Source organism: Blastomonas fulva (assembly GCF_003431825.1).
GTDB classification, from domain to species: Bacteria; Pseudomonadota; Alphaproteobacteria; order Sphingomonadales; family Sphingomonadaceae; genus Blastomonas; species Blastomonas fulva.
On record NZ_CP020083.1, the window covers coordinates 2,526,133 to 2,547,597 of the forward strand.

The 21,465-nt window shown below is 64.0% G+C and carries 21 protein-coding genes; 12 read left to right on the plus strand and 9 right to left on the minus strand.

Annotated elements, in window-relative coordinates; all coding sequences use genetic code 11:
• The first annotated feature begins 43 nt into the window (after positions 1-43).
• From carB to B5J99_RS12045, 3 genes are all read left to right on the plus strand, one after another.
• On the plus strand, positions 44-3,397 hold the full coding sequence (gene carB, locus B5J99_RS12035; protein WP_117352502.1) for a carbamoyl-phosphate synthase large subunit: 3,354 nt from the start codon (positions 44-46) through the stop codon (positions 3,395-3,397).
• 107 nt (positions 3,398-3,504) lie between these two features.
• Positions 3,505-3,981, plus strand: a complete 477-nt coding sequence (gene greA, locus B5J99_RS12040; protein ID WP_054133176.1) for a transcription elongation factor GreA — start codon at positions 3,505-3,507, stop codon at positions 3,979-3,981.
• Between the two features lie 3 nt (positions 3,982-3,984).
• Positions 3,985-4,662, plus strand: a complete 678-nt coding sequence (locus B5J99_RS12045) for a rhomboid family intramembrane serine protease (RefSeq protein WP_245991609.1) — start codon at positions 3,985-3,987, stop codon at positions 4,660-4,662.
• Between the two features lie 32 nt (positions 4,663-4,694).
• Here the strand turns inward: B5J99_RS12045 and B5J99_RS12050 are convergent, their stop codons facing one another.
• The 4 genes from B5J99_RS12050 to B5J99_RS12065 form a co-directional block, all read right to left on the minus strand.
• Entirely contained in the window at positions 4,695-4,919 is a 225-nt protein-coding gene (locus B5J99_RS12050; RefSeq protein WP_054133250.1) for a DUF4170 domain-containing protein, read from the minus strand.
• A gap of 142 nt (positions 4,920-5,061) precedes the next feature.
• A complete protein-coding gene (locus tag B5J99_RS12055) occupies positions 5,062-5,430 on the minus strand; it encodes a hypothetical protein (protein ID WP_162892580.1) in 369 nt (122 codons plus the stop codon).
• Complete coding sequence (locus tag B5J99_RS12060) at positions 5,427-5,786, minus strand: phage holin family protein (protein WP_117352504.1); 360 nt, start codon at positions 5,784-5,786, stop codon at positions 5,427-5,429. Before B5J99_RS12060 ends, B5J99_RS12055 begins: the two co-directional genes overlap by 4 nt.
• Positions 5,787-5,941: 155 nt before the next feature.
• Positions 5,942-6,532: a hypothetical protein gene (locus B5J99_RS12065; RefSeq protein WP_117352505.1), complete on the minus strand. Its 591-nt coding sequence runs from the start codon at positions 6,530-6,532 to the stop codon at positions 5,942-5,944.
• A 214-nt stretch (positions 6,533-6,746) separates the two neighbouring features.
• Between B5J99_RS12065 and eno the strand changes: the two genes are divergently transcribed.
• The 4 genes from eno (at position 6,747) to B5J99_RS12085 (ending at position 11,071) form a co-directional block, all read left to right on the plus strand.
• On the plus strand, positions 6,747-8,021 hold the full coding sequence (eno, locus tag B5J99_RS12070; protein WP_054133171.1) for a phosphopyruvate hydratase: 1,275 nt from the start codon (positions 6,747-6,749) through the stop codon (positions 8,019-8,021).
• An 83-nt stretch (positions 8,022-8,104) separates the two neighbouring features.
• Positions 8,105-8,416 carry an FtsB family cell division protein gene (locus B5J99_RS12075; protein ID WP_054133170.1) on the plus strand — a complete coding sequence of 104 codons (312 nt, stop codon included), beginning with the start codon at positions 8,105-8,107 and terminating at the stop codon, positions 8,414-8,416.
• A gap of 250 nt (positions 8,417-8,666) precedes the next feature.
• Positions 8,667-9,689 (plus strand): pyruvate dehydrogenase (acetyl-transferring) E1 component subunit alpha, encoded by a 1,023-nt coding sequence (pdhA, locus tag B5J99_RS12080; protein WP_054133249.1) that lies wholly within the window; start codon positions 8,667-8,669, stop codon positions 9,687-9,689.
• Positions 9,689-11,071, plus strand: a complete 1,383-nt coding sequence (locus tag B5J99_RS12085; protein ID WP_117352506.1) for a pyruvate dehydrogenase complex E1 component subunit beta — start codon at positions 9,689-9,691, stop codon at positions 11,069-11,071. Before pdhA ends, B5J99_RS12085 begins: the two co-directional genes overlap by 1 nt.
• A gap of 34 nt (positions 11,072-11,105) precedes the next feature.
• Here B5J99_RS12085 and B5J99_RS12090 read toward each other — a convergent pair whose 3' ends face one another.
• Genes B5J99_RS12090 through B5J99_RS12100 form a run of 3 tightly spaced genes read right to left on the minus strand, consistent with a single transcriptional unit; the run spans position 11,106 to position 14,565 of the window.
• Entirely contained in the window at positions 11,106-12,014 is a 909-nt protein-coding gene (locus B5J99_RS12090; protein WP_117352507.1) for a TadE/TadG family type IV pilus assembly protein, read from the minus strand.
• Positions 12,011-12,607: a TadE/TadG family type IV pilus assembly protein gene (locus B5J99_RS12095; RefSeq protein WP_117352508.1), complete on the minus strand. Its 597-nt coding sequence runs from the start codon at positions 12,605-12,607 to the stop codon at positions 12,011-12,013. The genes B5J99_RS12090 and B5J99_RS12095 overlap by 4 nt, the downstream gene beginning before the upstream one ends.
• Complete coding sequence (locus B5J99_RS12100) at positions 12,607-14,565, minus strand: TadE/TadG family type IV pilus assembly protein (RefSeq protein WP_117352509.1); 1,959 nt, start codon at positions 14,563-14,565, stop codon at positions 12,607-12,609. The genes B5J99_RS12095 and B5J99_RS12100 overlap by 1 nt, the downstream gene beginning before the upstream one ends.
• Positions 14,566-14,691: 126 nt before the next feature.
• Here B5J99_RS12100 and B5J99_RS12105 point away from each other — a divergent pair, with 126 nt between their 5' ends.
• Both B5J99_RS12105 and B5J99_RS12110 read left to right on the plus strand, forming a co-directional pair.
• Entirely contained in the window at positions 14,692-15,354 is a 663-nt protein-coding gene (locus B5J99_RS12105; RefSeq protein WP_162892581.1) for a squalene/phytoene synthase family protein, read from the plus strand.
• 52 nt (positions 15,355-15,406) lie between these two features.
• Positions 15,407-15,856, plus strand: coding sequence for an EF-hand domain-containing protein (locus tag B5J99_RS12110; RefSeq protein WP_054133164.1), 450 nt, complete (start codon positions 15,407-15,409; stop codon positions 15,854-15,856).
• Here the strand turns inward: B5J99_RS12110 and trmFO are convergent, their stop codons facing one another.
• Positions 15,857-17,227, minus strand: coding sequence for a methylenetetrahydrofolate--tRNA-(uracil(54)-C(5))-methyltransferase (FADH(2)-oxidizing) TrmFO (gene trmFO / locus B5J99_RS12115; RefSeq protein ID WP_054133163.1), 1,371 nt, complete (start codon positions 17,225-17,227; stop codon positions 15,857-15,859).
• A 110-nt stretch (positions 17,228-17,337) separates the two neighbouring features.
• On the opposite strand from trmFO, the gene B5J99_RS12120 reads away from it, so the two are divergent.
• The 3 genes from B5J99_RS12120 to B5J99_RS12130 are packed head-to-tail and all read left to right on the plus strand — an operon-like array spanning position 17,338 to position 18,659.
• Complete coding sequence (locus tag B5J99_RS12120; protein WP_117352511.1) at positions 17,338-18,009, plus strand: lysoplasmalogenase; 672 nt, start codon at positions 17,338-17,340, stop codon at positions 18,007-18,009.
• A 31-nt stretch (positions 18,010-18,040) separates the two neighbouring features.
• On the plus strand, positions 18,041-18,268 hold the full coding sequence (locus tag B5J99_RS12125) for an AbrB/MazE/SpoVT family DNA-binding domain-containing protein (RefSeq protein WP_054133161.1): 228 nt from the start codon (positions 18,041-18,043) through the stop codon (positions 18,266-18,268).
• 1 nt (position 18,269) lies between these two features.
• Entirely contained in the window at positions 18,270-18,659 is a 390-nt protein-coding gene (locus tag B5J99_RS12130; RefSeq protein ID WP_117352512.1) for a type II toxin-antitoxin system death-on-curing family toxin, read from the plus strand.
• 3 nt (positions 18,660-18,662) lie between these two features.
• On the opposite strand, the gene gyrA is transcribed toward B5J99_RS12130, so the two are convergent.
• On the minus strand, positions 18,663-21,365 hold the full coding sequence (gene gyrA, locus B5J99_RS12135) for a DNA gyrase subunit A (protein ID WP_054133159.1): 2,703 nt from the start codon (positions 21,363-21,365) through the stop codon (positions 18,663-18,665).
• Positions 21,366-21,465: the final 100 nt, after the last annotated feature.

Consider the following 21,465-nt stretch of genomic DNA (forward strand, 5'->3'; position numbering starts at 1 on the left):
CTCCCCCAGATGAAACAAAGCCTTTAAAGAGAGCACAACAACAATGCCCAAGCGCACCGATATTAACAGCATCCTGATCATCGGCGCAGGCCCGATCATCATCGGCCAGGCGTGCGAGTTCGATTATTCGGGCACGCAGGCGTGCAAGGCGTTGAAGGAGGAGGGCTACCGGATCATTCTGGTCAATTCCAACCCCGCCACGATCATGACCGATCCCGACATGGCCGATGCGACCTATGTCGAGCCGATCACGCCCGAGATCGTCGCCAAGATTATCGCCAAGGAGCGCGCCGAGCGCCCGAACGAGAAGCTGGTGGTGCTACCGACGATGGGCGGGCAGACCGCGCTCAACACCGCGCTGGCGCTCGACGCGGATGGCACGCTCGAGAAATACGACGTCGAGCTGATCGGCGCCAAGGCCGAAGCGATCGACAAGGCCGAGGATCGGCTGAAGTTCCGCGACGCGATGGACAAGATCGGGCTGGAATCGGCGCGCTCGGGCATTGCGCACACGATCGACGAAGCCCTCGCCGTGCTCGAACGCACAGGCCTTCCCTCGATCATCCGCCCCAGCTTCACCATGGGCGGCACTGGCGGCGGTATCGCATACAATCGCGACGAGTTCGTGCAGATCGTCACCGGCGGGCTCGATGCCTCGCCGACAACCGAGGTGCTGATCGAGGAATCGCTGCTCGGCTGGAAAGAGTACGAGATGGAGGTTGTGCGCGACAAGAACGACAACGCCATCATCATCTGCTCGATCGAGAATGTCGATCCGATGGGCGTGCACACCGGTGACAGCATCACCGTGGCGCCCGCGCTGACGCTGACCGACAAGGAATATCAGATCATGCGCTCCGCCAGCATCGCGGTGCTGCGCGAGATCGGCGTGGAAACGGGCGGGTCGAACGTCCAGTTCGCGGTCAATCCCAAGGACGGCCGCCTGATCGTCATCGAGATGAACCCGCGCGTGTCGCGCTCCTCGGCTTTGGCGTCGAAGGCGACCGGCTTCCCGATCGCCAAGGTCGCGGCCAAGCTCGCCGTGGGCTACACGCTCGACGAGATCACCAACGACATCACCGGTGCGACGCCCGCCAGCTTCGAGCCGACGATCGACTATGTCGTCACCAAGATCCCCCGGTTCGCGTTCGAGAAGTTCAAGGGTGCAAGCCCGCTGCTCGGCACCGCGATGAAATCGGTGGGGGAGGTGATGGCGATCGGCCGCAACTTCCAGGAATCGGTGCAGAAGGCGCTGCGCGGGCTGGAAACGGGCCTGAGCGGCTTCAATATGGTCGACCACCTCGTCGGCGCGCCGCACGACGATATCGTTGCGGAACTGAGCCAGGCGACCCCCGACCGGCTGCTGATCGCGGCGCAGGCGCTGCGCGAGGGCATGACCGTCGAGCAGGTCCACGCGGTCGCGAAATACGACCCCTGGTTCCTCGAGCAGATCAAGCAGATCGTCGATGCCGAGAACGAAGTGCTCGCAGATGGCCTGCCGCGCGATGCGGTGGGCATGCGGCGGCTGAAGTCGATGGGCTTTTCGGACAAGCGTCTCGCCTATCTGGCGCTCAAGTCGGCGCATCTGCGGCCCGGCATGAGCCACGCCATCGCGCGCGGATCGGGCCTTGTGCGCGATGCCGTGGTTGCGATGACCGGCGGCGTGACCGAGCAGGAAGTGCGCGCCTTGCGGCACAAGCTCGGCGTGCGCCCCGTGTTCAAGCGGATCGACACCTGCGCGGCGGAGTTCGAGGCGAAGACGCCGTATATGTATTCCACCTATGAGGCGCCCAGCTTTGGCGAGCCCGAGTGCGAGAGCCAGCCGACCAATCGCCGCAAGATCGTGATCCTGGGTGGCGGACCCAACCGCATCGGCCAGGGGATCGAGTTCGATTACTGCTGCTGCCATGCGTGCTTCGCGTTGGGCGACGCGGGCTATGAGACGATCATGATCAACTGCAATCCGGAAACGGTGAGCACCGATTACGATACCTCGGACCGGCTGTATTTCGAGCCGCTGACCGCAGAGGACGTGCTCGAGATCCTCGACGTCGAACGCTCGAACGGCGAACTCGTCGGCGTCATTGTCCAGTTCGGCGGGCAGACCCCGCTCAAGCTGGCGCAGGCGCTCGAGGATGCGGGCATCCCGATCCTCGGCACATCGCCCGACGCGATCGACCTTGCCGAAGACCGCGAGCGCTTTGCCAAATTGGTCGACAAGCTTGGCCTGAAGCAGCCGATGAACGGCATTGCGCGCAGCCGCGAAGAGGCGATCGCAGTGGCGAGCCGCATCGGCTATCCGGTGCTGATCCGGCCATCCTACGTGCTGGGCGGCCGGGCGATGGAGATCGTCGACGGTCAGGCGCAGCTCGAATCCTATATCGCGACGGCCGTGCAGGTGTCCGGCGACAGTCCGGTGCTGATCGACCAGTATCTGCGCGATGCGATCGAGGTCGATGTCGATGCGATCTGCGACGGCCGCGATGTCGCGATCGCCGGGATCATGCAGCATATCGAGGAAGCAGGCGTGCACTCGGGCGACAGCGCTTGCTCGCTTCCCCCCTACAGTCTGTCCGATGACCTCATCGCCGAAATGGAACGTCAGACCCGCGCGCTGGCCGAGGGCCTCAAGGTCCGCGGACTGATGAACATCCAGTTCGCGGTCAAGGAAGGCCAGGTCTATCTGATCGAGGTCAATCCGCGTGCCAGCCGCACAGTACCCTTCGTCGCCAAGGCGATCGGCCAGCCGGTGGCCAAATATGCCGCGCGGGTGATGGCGGGCGAGATGCTGGCCGACCTGCCGGTGATCGATCGCAACATCGACCACATGGCGGTCAAGGAAGCGGTGTTCCCCTGGGCGCGCTTTGCCGGGGTCGATCCGGTGCTGAGCCCCGAGATGAAGTCGACCGGCGAGGTGATGGGCATCGACAAGGACTTTGCCACCGCCTTTGCCAAGGCGCAGATCGGCGCGGGTCTGACGCTGCCGACCAACGGCACCGTGTTCATTTCGGTCAAGGATGGCGACAAGCCGGTGATCCTCGAGGCCGCGCGCGGCCTGATCGCTCTGGGCATGGACGTGGTCGCCACCGGCGGCACCGCGCGTTATCTTAAGGACAACGCCGTGGCGGTAACCGAGGTCAACAAGGTGGCGCAGGGACGTCCGCACATCGTCGACCGGATCAAGGACGGCCAGATCGCGCTGATCTTCAACACCACCGAAGGCTGGCAGAGCCTGAAGGATTCGCAATCGATCCGCGCGAGCGCGCTCAGCGGCAAGATTCCGTACTTCACCACCGCCGCGGCCAGCGTCGCAGCGGTGCGGGCGATGGCCTCGCTCGCCAAGAGCAGCCTTGAAGTAAAGCCGCTTCAGGCTTATTATATACGGCCTGACGCTTGAGCCCCCCGACAAGTCGTTAACCTTGTGCGGTCCCGTTGCGGGGCCGTGAAGGGCTTTATTTGTCGGGTGATGGGCCAGGCTCGGCCACAGAAGAAGGGATATGCCGAATGGCAACCGTCGATAAGCTGCCCATGCTGGCAGAAGGATATGAAAAGCTTTCGCGCGAGCTGAAGTTGCTCAAGGAAGAGCGCCCCCTGATCGTCGAGGCGATCGAGGAAGCGCGCGCGCATGGCGATCTTTCCGAGAACGCCGAATATCATGCCGCCAAGGAGCGTCAGGGCCAGGTCGAGGCGACCATCGCCGACCTGGAAGGCAAATTGAGCCGCGCACAGATCATCGATCCGACCACGCTTTCGGGCAACAAGGTCGTGTTCGGCGCGACCGTGACGCTGCTCGACGAAGACGACAAGCCGGTGAAATACCAGATCGTCGGTGAAGCAGAAGCCGACGCGCGCAAAGGCAAGATCAGCTATTCCAGCCCGCTGGGCCGCGCGCTGATCGGCCGCCTGCTCGACGACGAGGTCGAGGTCAGCGTGCCTTCGGGCGACAAGTTCTATGTCGTGTCGAAGATCGAGTTCATCTGACACATGCCCAATCTGCCGCGCGGCGCGGCGACCAACGCGCTGGTGATTGCCAATGTGCTGGTTTGGCTTGCAGGCTTTCTGACCGGCTGGACCGAACGCTTTCAGGTTGAAGGCGGGTTCTGGGCGGCGCGGCTGTCCGACAGCCTGCACGGCCATACGAGCGCGCTGCCGCTGGATTACCCCTGGGTTGTCCCCGTGTGGCTGACCCCGGTGACCTCTGCATTCCTGCACGCCGGGCTTTTACACCTGGCGATGAACATGCTGGTGCTGGTGGTGGTCGGCCGCATGATCGAGGCGGCGCTCGGCACAGGGCGGTTCGTGCTGCTCTATGCCTCAGGGATCGTCGGGGCGGCGGCGATGCATTACGCCGTCGATCCGCTCTCGACAACGCCGGTGGTGGGCGCAAGCGGAGCCATCTCTGCGCTGCTCGCCGCCTATTTCCTGCTGTTTGCCCGGCGCAAGCCAAAGGCCATCGGACCGGTGCCGGGCCTGGTCGTGCACATTGCGTGGCTGGCAGCCGCGTGGATCGGCATCAACCTGCTCAGCCAGCTCGCCTTTGCAGGAACCGCTCTCGGCATCGCCATTTGGGCGCATATCGGCGGGTTTGCCGCCGGTCTGGCACTGGCCGTGCCTCTGGCGCAGAGCCATCGCCCGCGCAGGCCGCGTCGCGACATTCCGTAACACGGCGAGTGCGGGGGCTAAACGACGGGCGATCAGGCCTGTTCGGGGGTTTCCGGATCGAGCAGCCGGTGCAGGTGCACGATGACATAGCGCATCTCGGCGTCATCGACCGTGCGCTGAGCGTTGCTGCGCCAGGCTTCTTCGGCGCTGGCATAATCGGGATAGACACCGACAAGATCCATGTTGTCGAGTTCGCAGAAATCGAGGGTTTGCGGATCGCTGACGCGTCCGCCCATGACGAGATGAAGTTTGCTCATTGAATTGTGCGTCCCATGACCGATGAACTGGATGCCGGGCGGCATCCTCTCCTTCACCGGGGCCTTGGCGGCCACCGCGTGATAGCGGTGCGCCTTAGTCGCATCTGGAACGATTTTCCAGCCCTGACGCGCGTAGCTGCGATCAGGGCTTCTTGCGGCTGAGCAACGTCTCGCGCGCCTTGCCGATCGACGCCCTGGCCTTGCCGACCAGCGGCTCGGTAGCCTTGGCGATGGGCTTGCGGCCGTAAAACAGCCCGCCCAGAAGTCCCGCCAGTGCCAGCTTGCCGCGATGCGCCCAAGCGAATCCCGCCGCCTTGTCCGCAGCGCCGCCGATGGTGTTGGCGGCGGTGTCTATCGCTTCGTCGGCAACGTTCGCCGGCGTGAAGCGCTCCTTGGCGCGGGCGAGCGCCTTTTGCCACTGAGTGCGCGCGGCCACCCTGCGTGCGGCAACTTCCGCTAGGCTGGGTTCATGCTCGTCAGGGCTTTGCGCGGCCTGCATCTGCTCTGTCATGCGTGACCCTCCGCAGCCGTGGCGGTGGTTTCGGCTTCGGGGTCAGCGGCGAACAATGCGCTCACCTTGCCGACGCGGCCCGCCGCCAGCCAGAAGCACAATGCCGCCAGCACCAGACTGCCTGCAACGGTGGCTCCCATCGCACCCCATGCGCCCAGGATCGGGATGAGTGCGATCATCGTCCCCACCACCAGCGCGATGAGCGCGCAACTGATCAGGATCAGCCCGACGACGCCGAGCAGCGCTATGGTGCGGATCTGCCGGCCGGCTGCCGACATCCGCGCCTTCTGAAAGCCGATTTCGGCATCGATCATCTCGCGGCCATCGGCGTACAGTCCGCGCAGCTGGTCGATCATTCCGGGTTTGACAGTGGGTTCGCTCGCGTCCCGGGCCCCCGTGTCATCACCTGCACCTGTGTCCGGAGCGACAGCAGATGCAGGCGCACTGGACCCAGGCGCGGAATTGGGAATGGTGGTCATCAATTTGGGTTCAATCGGCGCCGGACGTGCGGTCAGCGCTTCTTGCCGCCAAAGACCGATCCGACAAGCTTGGCGAGCATCAGGCTGACCACCGCCGCGATGCCCAGAGCGGCCGCAGGCTTGGTCCGCACGAATTCGCGCGTATCCTCGGCGATCTCATCCACAGGCTTGGCGCGCAGACGATCGGCAGCTTCGCTGACCGATTGCGCCGCAGTGCGCGCATAATCGCCATATTTGGGGCCGATATTGTCGTCGATCGCCCCGGCGCTGTCGCTGATGATGCGCGCCAGGCCATGCACGGCGTCGCTGGCCTTGTCCTTGACGTCGGTCGCCACTTCGCGGGCCTTGTCGGTCATGTTGTCGGGGATCATGGCATTCACCTTGGCTGCAGCGGCGCCCAGCGCGCTGGTGTCGGACGAAGCGGTTTCGGGCGCGGTCGTGACCGCAAGCGCGGTTCCGGTCGCCACGGCAGGAGCGATGGCCTCGGTTGGCGTGGCCGTCGTCTTGCGCTTGGGTGCAGCGGTCGTGGCGGAGCCATCTGTGGGGCTGGTTGCCTTTTTGGTGCGCGGCTTTTTGGGCGCAGCCTCGGTCGGGGCAGCGGCCTTGATTTCTTCTTCGGACATATATTCCTCCTCAAGCTTTGCAGCAGACGCATGAGGCGTTGCCGCGGTTCCGCTTGCCCTTGCACTATTCTGGCCAGTCCGTGCACATTTTCAAGCGTTTTCGCGTTTGCAGCATGGAGGCGCCAAGGTGCGTCCGGATGGTTGCCAACGGGCCCTCCAAGCCCTAGAGGGTGCGCCATTCCATCCACCTGCCAGACCCGAAAGAGTGCCGCTTATGACCGCGATCATGGATATCCACGCCCGCCAGATTCTCGACAGCCGCGGCAACCCCACGGTCGAAGTCGATGTGCTGCTCGAAGACGGCAGCTTTGGCCGGGCAGGGGTGCCCTCGGGCGCATCAACCGGAGCCTATGAGGCAGTCGAGAAGCGCGATGGCGACATGGCGATGTATCTGGGCAAGGGCGTCACCCAGGCGGTCGACATGGTCAACAGCGAGATCTTCGAGGCGATCGTCGGGCTCGACGCAGAAGACCAGCGTGACATCGACATGGCGATGATCGGCCTGGATGGCACCGAAAACAAGTCGCGGCTGGGCGCCAACGCGATCCTGGGTGTCAGCCTCGCGGTCGCCAAGGCCGCAGCCGATGCACGCGGCCTGCCGCTGTACAGCTATGTCGGCGGCGTCTCGGCGCATGTGCTGCCGGTGCCGATGATGAACATCATCAATGGCGGCGAGCATGCCGACAACCCGATCGATTTTCAGGAATTCATGATCATGCCGGTCGGCGCGGATAGCCTGGCCGAGGCCGTGCGCTGGGGATCGGAAATCTTCCACACGCTCAAGAAGGGTCTGCATGAGAAGGGCCTGGCGACCGCGGTCGGCGACGAGGGCGGCTTTGCCCCCAACCTCGCCTCGACCCGTGCCGCACTCGACTTCATCATGGCGTCGGTCGAAAAGGCAGGCTTCAAGCCCGGCGAGAACGTCGTGCTGGCGCTCGATTGCGCCGCGACCGAATTTTTCCGCAACGGCAAGTACGAGATCAGCGGCGAAGGCCTTTCGCTTAGCCCCACCGAAATGGCGGACTATCTTGGCAAGCTGTGCGACGAATATCCGATCCGCTCGATCGAGGACGGCATGAGCGAGGACGATTTCGAAGGCTGGCTCGCGGTCACCGAATTGCTGGGCAACAAGGTCCAGCTGGTCGGCGACGATCTGTTCGTCACCAACCCCGAGCGGCTGGCGATGGGCATCGAAAAGGGCCTGGCCAACAGCCTGCTGGTCAAGGTCAACCAGATCGGCACGCTCACCGAGACGCTCGAAGCCGTCAGCATGGCGCACCGGGCGGGCTATACCGCGGTGATGTCGCACCGTTCGGGCGAGACCGAGGACGCGACGATCGCCGATCTGGCGGTCGCCACCAACTGCGGCCAGATCAAGACCGGCTCGCTTGCCCGCTCGGACCGGCTTGCCAAGTACAACCAGCTGATCCGCATCGAAGAAGAGCTGGGTGCCAGCGCCCATTATGCCGGGGCAGCGATCTTTCGCTGATCTTGACTTCTATTGATCGCATATTTGATTCGGGAAGGCGGTTTCGGCTTGTCAGCCCGAATCAATTGTGATTCATAGGGTTAATGCCGCAACGTAAACCCGTCATCAAACCAGCAAAGCAAGCCATTGCGCCGGGCATCTCGCTCGTCGCCTTGCTGGTGATCGCGGGGTATGCGCTGCTCGGGCCGACGGGCGTGCTCGCCTGGGGCGATTATCGCCAGCGGCTCGAGGTGCAGAAGGTGGAGCTTGCCCGCCTGCGCGACCAGCGCGACGCGCTGCGCAATCGGGTGAAGCTGCTCGATCCGCGCGCGGTCGACCCCGATCTGGTGAGCGAACTGGTGCGCCGCGATCTCAATGTCGCGCATCCCGACGAGATCATCGTTCCGCTGAAATAGACGGCCCGGCCACCGCGGCCATGCTGCGGGATTATTGCGCAAAACCCGCCTAGGCCGTTGCGTAAACCGCGTGCTTGCTTCTATACCCGCTGCGGTCGTTTCCTCCCCGCCTCACGGCACCGATCCCAATCGTGAAAGGTTTCCCGTCTTGGTCAAGACACCCGCTGCAAAGCCCGTTCGCAAACCACCCGCAAAAGCTCCCGCCAAGTCCGCAGATGCCGATGCGCCTGCCGCCAAGGCGAAGTCGGCAGTGCTTCCCGAAGAGGGGAGCAACCACCCCCGCCCGCGCGATCCGCAGCGGCATGAAGCGACCGCCGACGAGCTGCTGCATTTCTACAAGGAAATGCTGCTGATCCGCCGCTTCGAAGAGCGCGCCGGACAGCTGTATGGCCTGGGCCTGATCGGCGGATTCTGCCACCTGTACATCGGCCAGGAAGCGGTCGCGGTCGGCCTGCAATCGGCGCTGACGCCGGGGAAGGACAGCGTGATCACCGGCTATCGCGACCATGGCCATATGCTGGCTTATGGTATCGATCCCAAGGTTATCATGGCCGAGCTCACCGGGCGCGGCGCGGGCATTTCGCGCGGCAAGGGCGGCTCGATGCACATGTTCTCGACCGAGCACAAATTCTATGGTGGCCACGGCATCGTCGGCGCGCAGGTTGCGCTGGGTGCGGGCCTGGCCTTCGGTCACAAGTACACCGAGGATGGCGGCGTGTGCATGGCCTATTTCGGCGATGGCGCGGCCAACCAGGGCCAGGTCTATGAAAGCTTCAACATGGCAGCCCTGTGGAAGCTGCCGATCATCTTCGTGATCGAGAACAACGGCTATGCCATGGGCACCAAGGTGTCGCGCAGCAGCGCAGAGACCGAATTCTATCGTCGCGGTGACTCGTTCCGCATCCCCGGCATGCAGGTCAACGGCATGGACGTGCTCGAAGTGCGCGGCGCGGCCGAGGCGGCGCTCGAATATGTCCGCGGCGGCAATGGTCCGCTGCTGATGGAGCTCAAGACCTATCGCTATCGCGGGCACTCGATGTCGGACCCTGCCAAGTATCGCAGCCGCGAGGAAGTGCAGAACATGAAGGACAATTCCGATCCGATCGAGGCGGCCAAGGCGGAACTGCTCAAGATGGGCGTTTCCGAAGACGCGATGAAGACGATCGACAAGGACATCCGAAAGCTGGTGAGCGAGGCGGCAGACTTTGCCGAAACCTCGCCCGAGCCGGACCCGTCCGACCTGTATACCGATGTGCTGGTGGAGCAATATTGATGGCCATCGAACTGAAAATGCCCGCGCTTTCCCCGACCATGGAGGAAGGCACGCTGGCCAAATGGCTGGTCAAGGAAGGCGACACCGTTGCCTCTGGTGACATCCTTGCCGAAATCGAGACCGACAAGGCGACGATGGAATTCGAGGCGGTCGACGAAGGCACGATCACCAAGATCCTGATCGCCGAGGGCACCGACAATGTGAAGGTGGGTGCGGTCATCGCGATGATCGCTGCCGAGGGGGAGGATGCCTCTACGCCTTCGCCAGCGCCCGCTGCCGCTGCCGAACCCGCCCCCGAGCCCGCAAAGGCCGAAGCGCCGAGCGAGGACGCCAAGATCGTCCCCGAAACGCCCAAGCGCGCTGCGGTCAGCGATCCTGCCGTGCCAGAAGGCACCAAGATGGTCTCGACCACGGTGCGTGAAGCGCTGCGCGATGCGATGGCCGAGGAAATGCGCCGCGACGACCGCGTGTTCGTGATGGGCGAGGAAGTCGCCGAATATCAAGGCGCTTACAAGGTCACCCAAGGATTGCTCGAGGAGTTCGGCGCGCGCCGCGTCATCGATACCCCGATCACCGAATACGGCTTTGCCGGTATCGGGGCGGGCGCGGCGATGGGCGGCCTGCGTCCAGTCATCGAGTTCATGACCTTCAACTTCGCGATGCAGGCGATCGACCACATCATCAACTCGGCGGCCAAGACCAATTATATGTCGGGCGGGCAGATGCGCTGCCCGGTGGTGTTCCGCGGACCCAATGGCGCGGCCAGCCGTGTGGGCGCGCAGCACAGCCAGAACTTCGGCCCGTGGTATGCCAGCGTTCCCGGCCTGATCGTGATCGCGCCGTATGATTCAGCCGATGCCAAGGGCTTGCTGAAAGCCGCGATCCGCACCGAGGACCCGGTGGTGTTCCTTGAAAACGAGCTGGTCTATGGCCGCAGCTTCGATGTCCCCGATCTGGAGGACCATGTCCTGCCGATCGGCAAGGCGCGGATCATGCGCGCGGGTGCAGACGTCACCATCGTCAGCTATTCGATCGGGGTCGCCGTCGCGCTCGACGCCGCGGACAAGCTGGCAGCCGAAGGCATCGAGGCCGAGGTCATCGATCTGCGCACGCTGCGTCCGCTCGATACCGCAACCGTTCTCGAAAGCCTGAAGAAGACCAACCGCATGGTGGTGGTCGAGGAAGGCTGGCCGGTCTGCTCGATCTCCAGCGAAATCATGGCGGTGGCGATGGAGCAGGGCTTTGACGATCTCGATGCCCCGGTGCTGCGCGTCACCAACGAGGACGTGCCGCTGCCTTATGCCGCGAACCTGGAGAAGCTGGCGCTGGTCGACAGCGCCCGCGTGATCAAGGCGGTCAAAAAAGTCTGCTACAAGGGATGACAGGGGGTGGCCGGGTCGTGAGGCCCGGCCACGCTCAGGTCTTGGTGCAGATCAGACCCGCGACGCACAGCCCCTTGTCGGGATTGGTGGGGTTGTTGCCGCCGCTATAGCCCGGCAGTCCTTCATCCTCGTCGTCGTCATCGTCGTCATCACCGTCCCCGCCGCCAGCGGCGAGCGCCGCTTGCGCCGCTGCGATATCCGCATCGGATGTCTGCGGCAGGATCGCATCGTATTTGTCGCAGGTCGACTTGCGACTTGCAGACACGTTGTTGCCGGGTTCCTTGCCGATCTCGCGGCTGTCGCGCACCGTATAGGCGGCCTCCTGATACAGCTCGCGGTCTTCCATGAACATGCTGCCGAACAACGGGTGATAAGTGTAGTGCAGCTCGACGAACATCACCGCCGTGCCGGACGTCGCCTGGATCTTGTCGCCTGCAGGACCCATGCCCTGGAAGCTGGTGCCGGTGGCACCGGTGCCTTGCGCGCCGTAATTCGAATCCTCGAAGTCCATGCCCTTGCAGCGCTGCCACATGATCGTCTGGCCACCATTGGCATTGAGCTCGAGGCTGGAGAGGATCGTGCGGCCATCCTGATACAGGCCTGCAGCGCCCGCCTGCAGCGCGGCTGCCTGGAACACGTCGTTGATCTGCTGCTCGGAGATCACCTTGGCGCCCAGATTGGCGTTCAGCGTGCCGATGCGTGAGGCGTTGTCGGCCATGTTGAGCGCAATCTGGCTCATCTTCATCTGCGTGATCGCGAGATTGGAGATCTCGATGCCGTAGAAGCCCAGCCCGGTGAACAGCGGCAGGGTGAAGGCGAACTCGATCAGCGCCATTCCCGAACGGTCACGACGCAGCTTGCGGGCAAACTGCCTGCCGCGCGCCAGAAGGCCGCGCTTTTCGGGACGGGGTGCCGGCAAGGGCTGAGGATGGGCAGCGTTCATGTGCAAATCACCTGCGTGGTTTCAGAGGCCTGGTCGGCATAAGGCTGGTTGCGCAAAACGGTGGCCGAGGCGATCGTCGCCTGGCTGCTCATCCCGATCAGGTTGTAGAGCGGAAACTTGCGCTGATAGTTCATGCGCACGGTGTACAGCACGACGTCGCGCGCTCCGCCGACGCCGTCCTTGCCCAGATCCGCATCCCAAGTGCCATTGGCGTTTTCATCGGTGAAGCATTCGCCGGCATCGCGGACAGAATTGCTGTTCTTGTCCTCGAAGTCCTCGGGCAGGCCGACCTTGGCGAAGTCGCGATAGTTGCGCCGTTCATACGAGAACACCGCCCCGGTGCCGAGCGGGCCCAGGTTTTCCTTCACCTTGGCATCGAGCGTCCCGACGGCATTGGCACCCGTCTCCAGCGCGGAATCGCGCCCCGCCTTCTGCACCGCGCCGTCGAGGATGGCGCTGGCATAGACGTTGTAGCCCATGTCGAACACACCCAGCAGCATCATGATGAAGGTGGGCGCGATCAGCCCGAACTCGGTCGCGGAAACCCCGCGCCGGTCCTGGCGAATGCGCTTCATGAAGACGGGCAGGGCCATCACTTGGTCAACCTCAGTTCGGAAATCTGCTTGGCGATGTTCTGGAACGCGGTGTTCAGCTTGGTGCTGTTTTCCGCGGTGAATGAACTGCCCGAGCTGGCGCAGGTTTGCAGGTCGGTGGTCAGCGTGGTGCCGAAGGCGATCACCCACAGGCGGATGCCCTTGGCCTTGATCGCCTCGCAGATCGCCAGATAGCGCTGCCGCTGGCGTTCCAGCTGCGTGGGGTCGTTGCTGCCGCCGGTGACGCGCTGGTCCAGCATCTCGGTGCCATACATGCTGGCGACGAAATCATAGCTGGTCAGCTCGCCATCGGTCATGAAGATCAGATGGCGACCCACCGATCCGCCATTGCCCGGCGACGCGTTGACGTTCGACGAGAAGATCCCCTGGGGCGATGCAATGCGCGCACCCCAGAGCAGACCGACATCGTGATAGGTGCCGCCAACGGCCACCAGCGAGTTGACATAAGTCTGCACATCGGCGCGCGCCATGGTCGACAGAAGGCTTGCCTTGGTCGGGCAGGCGGTCGAGCGGCCCCCGTCACGCAGCCAATAGACCTGCTCCCAATAGGGGCGCCATCTGGTGGCTGCACTGTTGGGGACCGCATCGATGTTGAGATCGTGCGCGTTGGTGCTGCCGTTGACGGTGATGCCGCCAGCGCCATAGGCGATCGGAGCGCCGGCAATCGTGTCGCGTTCCTCGATGCAGCCGGTCCAGCGGCTGGTTCCGCCGTTCCCGTCGCTGGGCGTCGGCACCGCAGGGTTGGCGGTCTTGATCGACCGCACGAAGTCGAAGGTGGGGTAGGTGCGCTGCTCATAGACATAAATCAGCGTCGCGCCGCCCACGGCAACCGAGGAGTCGACCTGGGTGGTCCGCCTGCGGACACACTGCTTCGTGCTCGAGCCGCTCCAGCCGGGCGCGTCCCCGCCCCAGCTGTAACGCTCGAATGACACCGTCGTCGTGGACGTGCCCGATGTTACCGGCGCGGTCGGATTGCCCGTCGGGTTGGGCGTGAAGCCGAAGCCCGATCCGTCGGCGTTGTTGCCATAAGTCGTGCACTGCTGGCGGGTGATGTTGGTGCCGCCGCCCGAGACAGTGTTGTGCCAGCGATTGGGGCAGGCAAAGGACTGGTTGCCTCCGAACACCTGACAGTCGACGGTGGTCGTGCGCCAGATCGGACGACGCGACTGATAGCTCCAGCTGTCGGCAGCGTTGCCACCGTTCAGCCAGGTCGAGTTGGTGTCATACAGGATCTCACCGACATTGACGTTGGTCGAATAGGGGACGAACGCATAGCGGATGCGCGCCAGGCTGCCGGTGGCGGCATTGGCAAGCGTGTCGTAGAAGCTCATCACCGAGTTGCGCAGCGCGGTGATCTTGACGATCGAACCGCCGCCGCCGACGGGAATGCTGTCGTTCATCGATCCGGTCACGTCGAGCACGAAGGTGACGTCCGAGTTGCTGAGGTTGAGCTCCGCTTCGCAGGTCACGTCGATCGGGATCGTCTTCTTGCCGAACATCCCCATGATCGCGGTGGGCATGACCGTGGAGGCCGAACCCAGCACCTTGCTGGTGCCGCTCGGATTGGACGTGTTGAAGGTGACCGAGTGGGAGTCGTTGTAGCCCGCCTTGAAGTTGATGTCGAAGAAGTCCTGCGCCTGCGCCTTGGCGGCGTCCGAATAGCTGCTCTGCTGCATCGCGCGGCGTCCGGCGAGCACGCCCGCATCGCAGGCCTGCTGGATGCGCGACTTGACCATATAGGCGCGGCTCATGTCGACCGCGCCGCCGATCATCGCGGCCATCGGCAGGATGCTGGCCGCCACGATGGGCAGCACGTTGCCGCGCTTCGATGCGAGCAGGCGGTTGAGCCACGGGCGCCGGGCAGCGGTCTGGTCCGCGCCCTTGCGCGTCGCAATGGCGTCATGGCGATGCTGAGTATCGGTGGTACGGATCGTCATGGTTGGTAAATGCCCCTGTCACGTATCGGGCCTTCTACGCGCGCAATGGTAAGCAGCCTTCAAAGGGACGTGGTTACCGCGATCTTTACCTTGATCCGGCGCGGCTTTTGGTGGATCGCGCCCCTCATGCAGGCGCCCAAACCCCCCGTTTCACCCCTTGTCACGCTCGCCAGCAGCTATGGCGATGCGCAGATGCGGGTCTGGTGCCAGGCGCTGTTCGCCTTCGATGCGCAGATCGCCGGGATCGTGCTGCAGGCGCGCGAAGCGATGCTGGCGCAGATACGCCTGCAGTGGTGGCATGACGTCATTGGCAAGCCTGCCAGCGAGCGGCCATCGGCCAATCCGGTGCTGGCGGCGCTGCTGCCGCTAGAGGCGCAAGGGCTCGACCTGCAATCCGCGCTTGGCCCGGTGATCCGCGGCTGGGAGGCGGCGCTGGAGCTCGAGGATGGAGCCGCGGTGGCAGAATTCGCAGAAGGCCGTGGCGCGCTGATCGCCGCCTTTCAACCCCTCGCGCCGATGGTGAGCCGGGACGATCTGGCAGGGATCGGCAAGGCCTGGGCTCTGTGGGACATGGCGCGCTTTCACCGCCGCACACCTGCGCTGGACGCTGCCGTCAAGGCGGCGGGCGATCCGACGCTCGCTTCACCGAGGCTGCCGCGCAAACTGCGTCCCATCTCGATGATCGCGCGGGCGGTGCGGCTTGACTTTGCGCAGGGCCAGATGGATCGTCCCTGGGGTGGCCCCGGCGTGTTCCTGGGGCTGGTCTGGCATGGTCTGACCGGGCGCTGAGGGAGCGCTGACGGGACAGGGCCCTCGCCGGATATTGGCGGGGGGATTGGCAATGCGCTTCCTGTTTGGCGGTCTGGCTGCGATCGCGCTGGTGATCGGCGGCTTCTTCATCATCCGTGCGCAGCAGCAGGACGATGATCTGGCCAGCATCGCAGCGCCGCCGCCCGAGCCTGTGGACACCGCGCTGCCCATCGCCGATCCCGGGACGATGCGTGGCCCCGCGCCCCCCGAGGCCACCGAGATGACCCGCGAGGAGCGCCGCTTTGCCCGCTATGACCGCAATGGCGACCGGATCATCACCCGCGAAGAACTGCTCGCCAGCCGCACCAAGGCGTTCAAGGCTCTCGACAAGGATGGCAACAACCTGCTCACCTTCGAGGAATGGGCGGTCGCCACGTCCGACCGCTTTGCCACGGCCGATGCCGATGGCAACGGCCGCCTGTCGGCTCAGGAGTTTGCCACGACGAAGCCCAAACGGCCTGTAGCGCGTTGCAAATGCTGATTATTCTGCTGCGATCGCAACCGGTTCGCCGTTGATCCAGCTTTGCAGGTCGGCACGCGCGCGCGAGGTGTAGGCCTCCTTGCGCTGCTTCTTGTGCACCTTGCCCTCGGGCGGCGGGAACAGGCCGAAATTGACGTTCATCGGCTGGAAGTCGCTGGCATCCGCGCCCCCGGTGATGTGCCCCAGCAAGGCGCCCAGCGCGGTGGTGACCGGCGGCGCGTCAAGCACCCGGCCCTGCAGTTCGGCAGCGGCAAAGCGCCCCGCGATCAGCCCGATGCTGGCGCTTTCGACATAGCCCTCGCAACCCGTCATCTGCCCGGCAAAGCGGATGTGCGGCGCAGCCTTGAGGCGCAGCTGTTCGTCGAGCAGCCGCGGCGAGTTGATGAAGGTGTTGCGGTGCAACCCGCCCAGCCGCGCGAACTCGGCCTTTTCCAGGCCCGGTATGGTGCGGAACAGCTCGACCTGCGCGCCGTGCTTGAGCTTGGTCTGAAAGCCGACCATATTCCACAACGTGCCCAATTTGTTGTCCTGCCGCAACTGCACCACCGCATAGGGCCAGCGCCCGGTGCGCGGATTGTCTAGCCCGACCGGCTTCATCGGACCGAAACGCAGCGTTTCCACCCCGCGCGACGCCATGACCTCGATCGGCATGCAGCCCTCGAAATAGGGGGTGTCCTTCTCCCATTCCTTGAACTCGGTCTTGTCGCCGTCCATCAGTCCCTGGTGGAAGGCAAGATACTGCTCTTTGTCCATCGGGCAGTTGATATAGTCCTTGCCGTCGCCTTCCGGGCCAACCTTGTCCCAGCGGCTCGCCATCCAGCAGATGTCCATGTCGATGCTGTCGCGGTGGATGATCGGGGCAATGGCATCGAAGAACGCGAGCGCATCCTCTCCGGTCGCAGCACCGATCGATTGTGCCAGCGTCATTGCAGTAAGCGGGCCCGTGGCGACGATCGTCGGGCCGCTTTCCGGCAGGCTGTCGATGCGTTCGCGCACGATCTGGATGTTGGGATGGTTGCTGAGCGCCTCGGTGACCGCAGCAGAGAAGATGTCGCGATCCACCGCCAGCGCCGATCCTGCAGGCACCTTGGCCTTTTCCGCCGACGCCATGATCAGTGACCCCAAAGTGCGCATTTCCTGGTGCAGCAGGCCCACGGCATTGCGGTCGGCATCATCCGAGCGGAAGCTGTTCGAGCAGACGAGTTCGGCCAGGCCATCGGTCTGGTGCGCGGGCGTCATGTCGCCGCCGCCGCGCATTTCCGACAGCCGCACCTTGATGCCGGCCTCGGCCAGCTGCCATGCCGCCTCGGACCCGGCGAGCCCGCCGCCGATGATGTGAATCTGATGTTCGAAGGTGTGTGTGTTGCTCATGCTCGAGCAAATAGCGCGGCGGACTGGTTTTGCACAGGGTGCGTTGCACCGCTTGCGCGAGCGATGCGAACAATGCCATCAGCTTGGCAAGAACAGAAGGGCAGGGGCATATGGTCGTCAAACGCGCATTGGTGGAATCGCGGCCGTGGCTGCTGCTCAGCCTGGTTGCGGCGATCAGCTATTATTTCGTCAGCGATGCGCCCATTCCCGGCCTGTACCTGATGCTGTGGAAGGGTCTTGGCGTCGGGTTTCTGGCCATCTTCGCGTCCGTCCGGCACCATTCGCTCGATGGTTGGCTGATCGCCGGCGTCATGGCGCTGGGCGCCATCGGCGACATGCTGATCGAGATCGACCTCATCTACGGAGCGATCGCCTTTCTGCTGGGGCATATCGTTGCAATCGCGCTCTATGCGCGGCACCGGCGTCCCACCGTGACGATCAGCCAGCGGGCGTTCGCGATATTGCTGGTACCTGCAGTGGTGCTGATCGCATGGGCGCTGCCGATCGACCGATCGGGCGCGACCGGCATAGCCGTCTATACCCTGTTCCTCTCCGTCATGGCGGCGATGGCATGGACCAGCGACTTTCCGCGCTATCGCGTCGGCACCGGTGCACTGATGTTCGTGGCGTCCGACCTGCTGATCTTCGCGCGGTTCGGACCGCTTGAGGGATCGGTGCTGCCCGAGTGGCTGATCTGGCCCTTGTATTACTTCGGCCAGTTCCTGATCTGCACCGGGGTGATCCAGACGCTGCGCCACAAGGACCCGCGGGTGCCGACTTGAAGCCAGCGGAGGCTAGTGTTATAACATCCGTATGAACAAGCCCCTTAAGCTCATCAAGATCGGCAACTCGACCGGCGTCATCCTGCCCAAGGATATTCTCGCGCACCTCAACTTGGCGCAGGGGGATGAGGTGTCGGTGGTCAAGCAGGCTGATGGCATCGCGCTCAAATCTGCCGATCCCGACTTCGACAAGCAGATGGCAACGGCTCGCGACGTGATGGGCCGTTATCGCAACGCCTTGCGTGAACTGGCCAAGTGAGATGCCGGACTGGGTCTGGCTGCGGCAGGATGTCGTTCTTGCGCTGCATGACGAGCAGATCGCCGAACATGGCGGGCTGAGCGGCATTCGTGATCTGGCGCTGGTCGAAAGCGCGCTGGGTCGGCCGTTGAACCTTGCCGCTTATGGCAACCCGGATGCGGCTGACCTTGCGGCTGCCTATGCCTTCGGGCTGGCACGCAATCACCCGTTCAGCGATGGAAACAAGCGCACGGCGGCGGTTGTGGCGTTGACCTTCCTGCTGCTCAACGACGTCCAGTTCGCGATCACCGAGGCAGAACTGGTCGTGATGACGCTGGCGGTTGCCGCGGGCGACCTGTCCGAAGACGAGGTCGCCCGCTGGTTTCGCGATCACATCGTGGCAAAGCCCTGACGCTTATTCTGCGGTTTCGGTCGTGTCGTCCGGTTCGCCGGCGACATCCTCGGCGGCCTCTTCTTCGGCAATCCGCGCCGCGCTCACGACGTGCTCGTTATCGGCCACGTTGAACAGTCTCACACCTGCCGAATTGCGCCCGATGACGCGCATCGTCGAGAGGCTGAGGCGGATGAGCTTGGCCTGATCGGTTACCAGCATCAGCTGGTCGCTCTGATGCGCGGGGAAGCTCGCCAGAACCGGCCCGTTGCGACCGATATTGTCGATGTTGGTGATCCCCTGGCCACCGCGATTGGTGCGGCGATAGTCATAGGCGGAGGACAATTTTCCATAGCCGTTGGCGCAGACGGTGAGCAGGAACTGCTCGGCGTCCGCGAACTCCTTGACCCGCTCGGGCGACAGTGTCGGCTCGGCCTCGTTGCCCTTCCACGGGGCCGCGCGCAGGTAATTGTCGCGCTCCTCGGTGGAGGCTTCAAAGCCCGAGAGAATCGACAGTGAAATGACCTCGTCGCCCTCCCGCAACGTCATGCCGCGCACCCCGGTCGAGGTGCGGCTCTGGAACTCGCGCACGTCGGTGGCTGCAAAGCGGATCGCCTTGCCCTGGCGCGTCGCCAGCAGCACGTCGTCGCCCTCGGTCAGCAGCGCAACACCGATCAGCCGGTCATCCGATCCTTCGTCGAAGCGCATCGCGATCTTGCCGTTGGTGGGCACGTTGGTGAAAGCGTCCATCGAGTTGCGCCGCACGGTGCCGTTGGCGGTAGCAAACATCACGTGCAGATCGGCCCAGGTGCTCTCGTCCTCGGGCAGTGGCAGCACGGTCTGAATGGTCTCGCCCTGCGCCAGCGGCAGGAGGTTGATCATCGGGCGTCCGCGCGTCGCCGGGCCGCCTTCGGGCAGGCGCCACACCTTCTTGCGATAGACCTTGCCGTGCGTGGAGAAGAACAGCACCGGCGTGTGCGTGGAGGTCACGAACATGCTGGTGACGGCATCCTCGTCCTTGGTCGCCATGCCCGAGCGGCCCTTGCCGCCGCGTGCCTGCGAGCGGAACGCGTCGAGCGGGGTGCGCTTGATATAGCCCTGCAGGGTGACGGTGACGACCATCTCCTCGCGCTCGATCAGGTCTTCGTCCTCGATGCCGTCCCAGGCAGGCGCGATCACCGACAGGCGCGGGGTGGCGAACTCGTCGCGCACCGCGATAAGCTCTTCCTTGAGCACCTCGTAAAGCTTCGCGCGATCGCTGAGGATCGCGAGATACTCCTCGATCGCCAGCGCGAGCGCGCTCAGTTCGTTGCCGATCTCGTCGCGGCCCAGCGCGGTCAGGCGGTGGAGGCGCAGATCCAGGATCGCGCGGACCTGAAGGTCGCTCAGGCGGTAGATGTCGCCTTCCAGCTCACCCTCGATCGCCTCGACCAGCTTGATGTACTGTGCGATCTCGCCGATCGGCCATTCGCGTGCCAGCAGTCGGGCGCGGGCCTCGGCGGGCGAGGCGGAGCTGCGGATGATCTTTACCACCTCGTCCATGTTGGTGACCGCAACCACCAGCCCGAGCAAGATGTGCGCGCGGTCGCGTGCCTTGGCGAGCTCGAACTTGGTGCGGCGGGTGATGACCTGCTCGCGGAACTGGACGAACGCCTCGATGATGTCCTTGAGGCCGAGCACCTCGGGACGGCCGCCACGAATGGCGAGCATGTTGGCGGGAAAGCTCGACTGTGCGGGGCTGTAGCGCCAGATCTGGTTGAGCACGACCTCGGGCGAGGCATCGCGCTTGAGGTCGATGACGATGCGCACGCCCAGACGGTTGGATTCGTCGCGGATGTCGCTGACGCCCTCGATCCGCGCTTCCTTGCCCTTGGCGGCCTCGGCGATCGTCTCGACCAGCGCGTTCTTGCCGACCTGATAGGGGATCGAGGTAAGGACGATCGAACGGCGGTCGCCGCGACCCTCTTCGATCGTGTGGCGCGCACGCATGATGATCGATCCGCGCCCCTTCTGGTACGCCGCGCGGGCGCCCGATTGGCCTAGGATCAGCGGGGCGGTCGGGAAATCCGGACCCGGGATGATCTTCATCAGATCATCGAGCTCGATCATCGGGTTCTCGATCCATGCCAGGCACCCGTCGATGACCTCGCCCAGATTGTGCGGCGGAATGTTGGTCGCCATGCCGACGGCGATGCCGCCTGCGCCATTGACCAGCAGATTGGGGAAACGCGCGGGTAGAACCTGCGGCTCCTGGCGAGATCCGTCATAGTTGGGAATAAAATCGACGGTATCTTTTTCGATATCTTCCAGAAGCTTGAGCGCGACTTTGCTCAACCTTGCTTCGGTATATCGCATCGATGCCGGGGCATCGGGGTCCATCGAGCCGAAGTTGCCCTGGCCGTCGATCAGCGGAACCCGCATCGCCCAATCCTGCGACATGCGCGCCAATGCCATGTAGATCGAGCTGTCGCCGTGCGGGTGATAGTTACCCATCACGTCACCGACGATCTTGGCCGACTTGCGATAGGGCTTGCCCGCGACGAAGCCGCCTTCGTGGCTGGCGTAAAGGATGCGGCGGTGGACGGGCTTGAGGCCATCGCGAACATCGGGCAGGGCGCGGCTGACGATGACCGACATCGCATAGTCCAGATAGCTGGACCGCATCTCATCGACGATGTCGATGCGTTCGATTTCGGTGGGTTCCGCTGCTGCGGTTTCGTCGTTCATTCCATGCGCCTTTTATGCCTTTGTGACGCTTTTGCGTCTCGGCTTGGCTCTAGGCGAAGGGGGGCGAAAATGCCAGCTTTTGCGGGCTTTCCGACCGGAT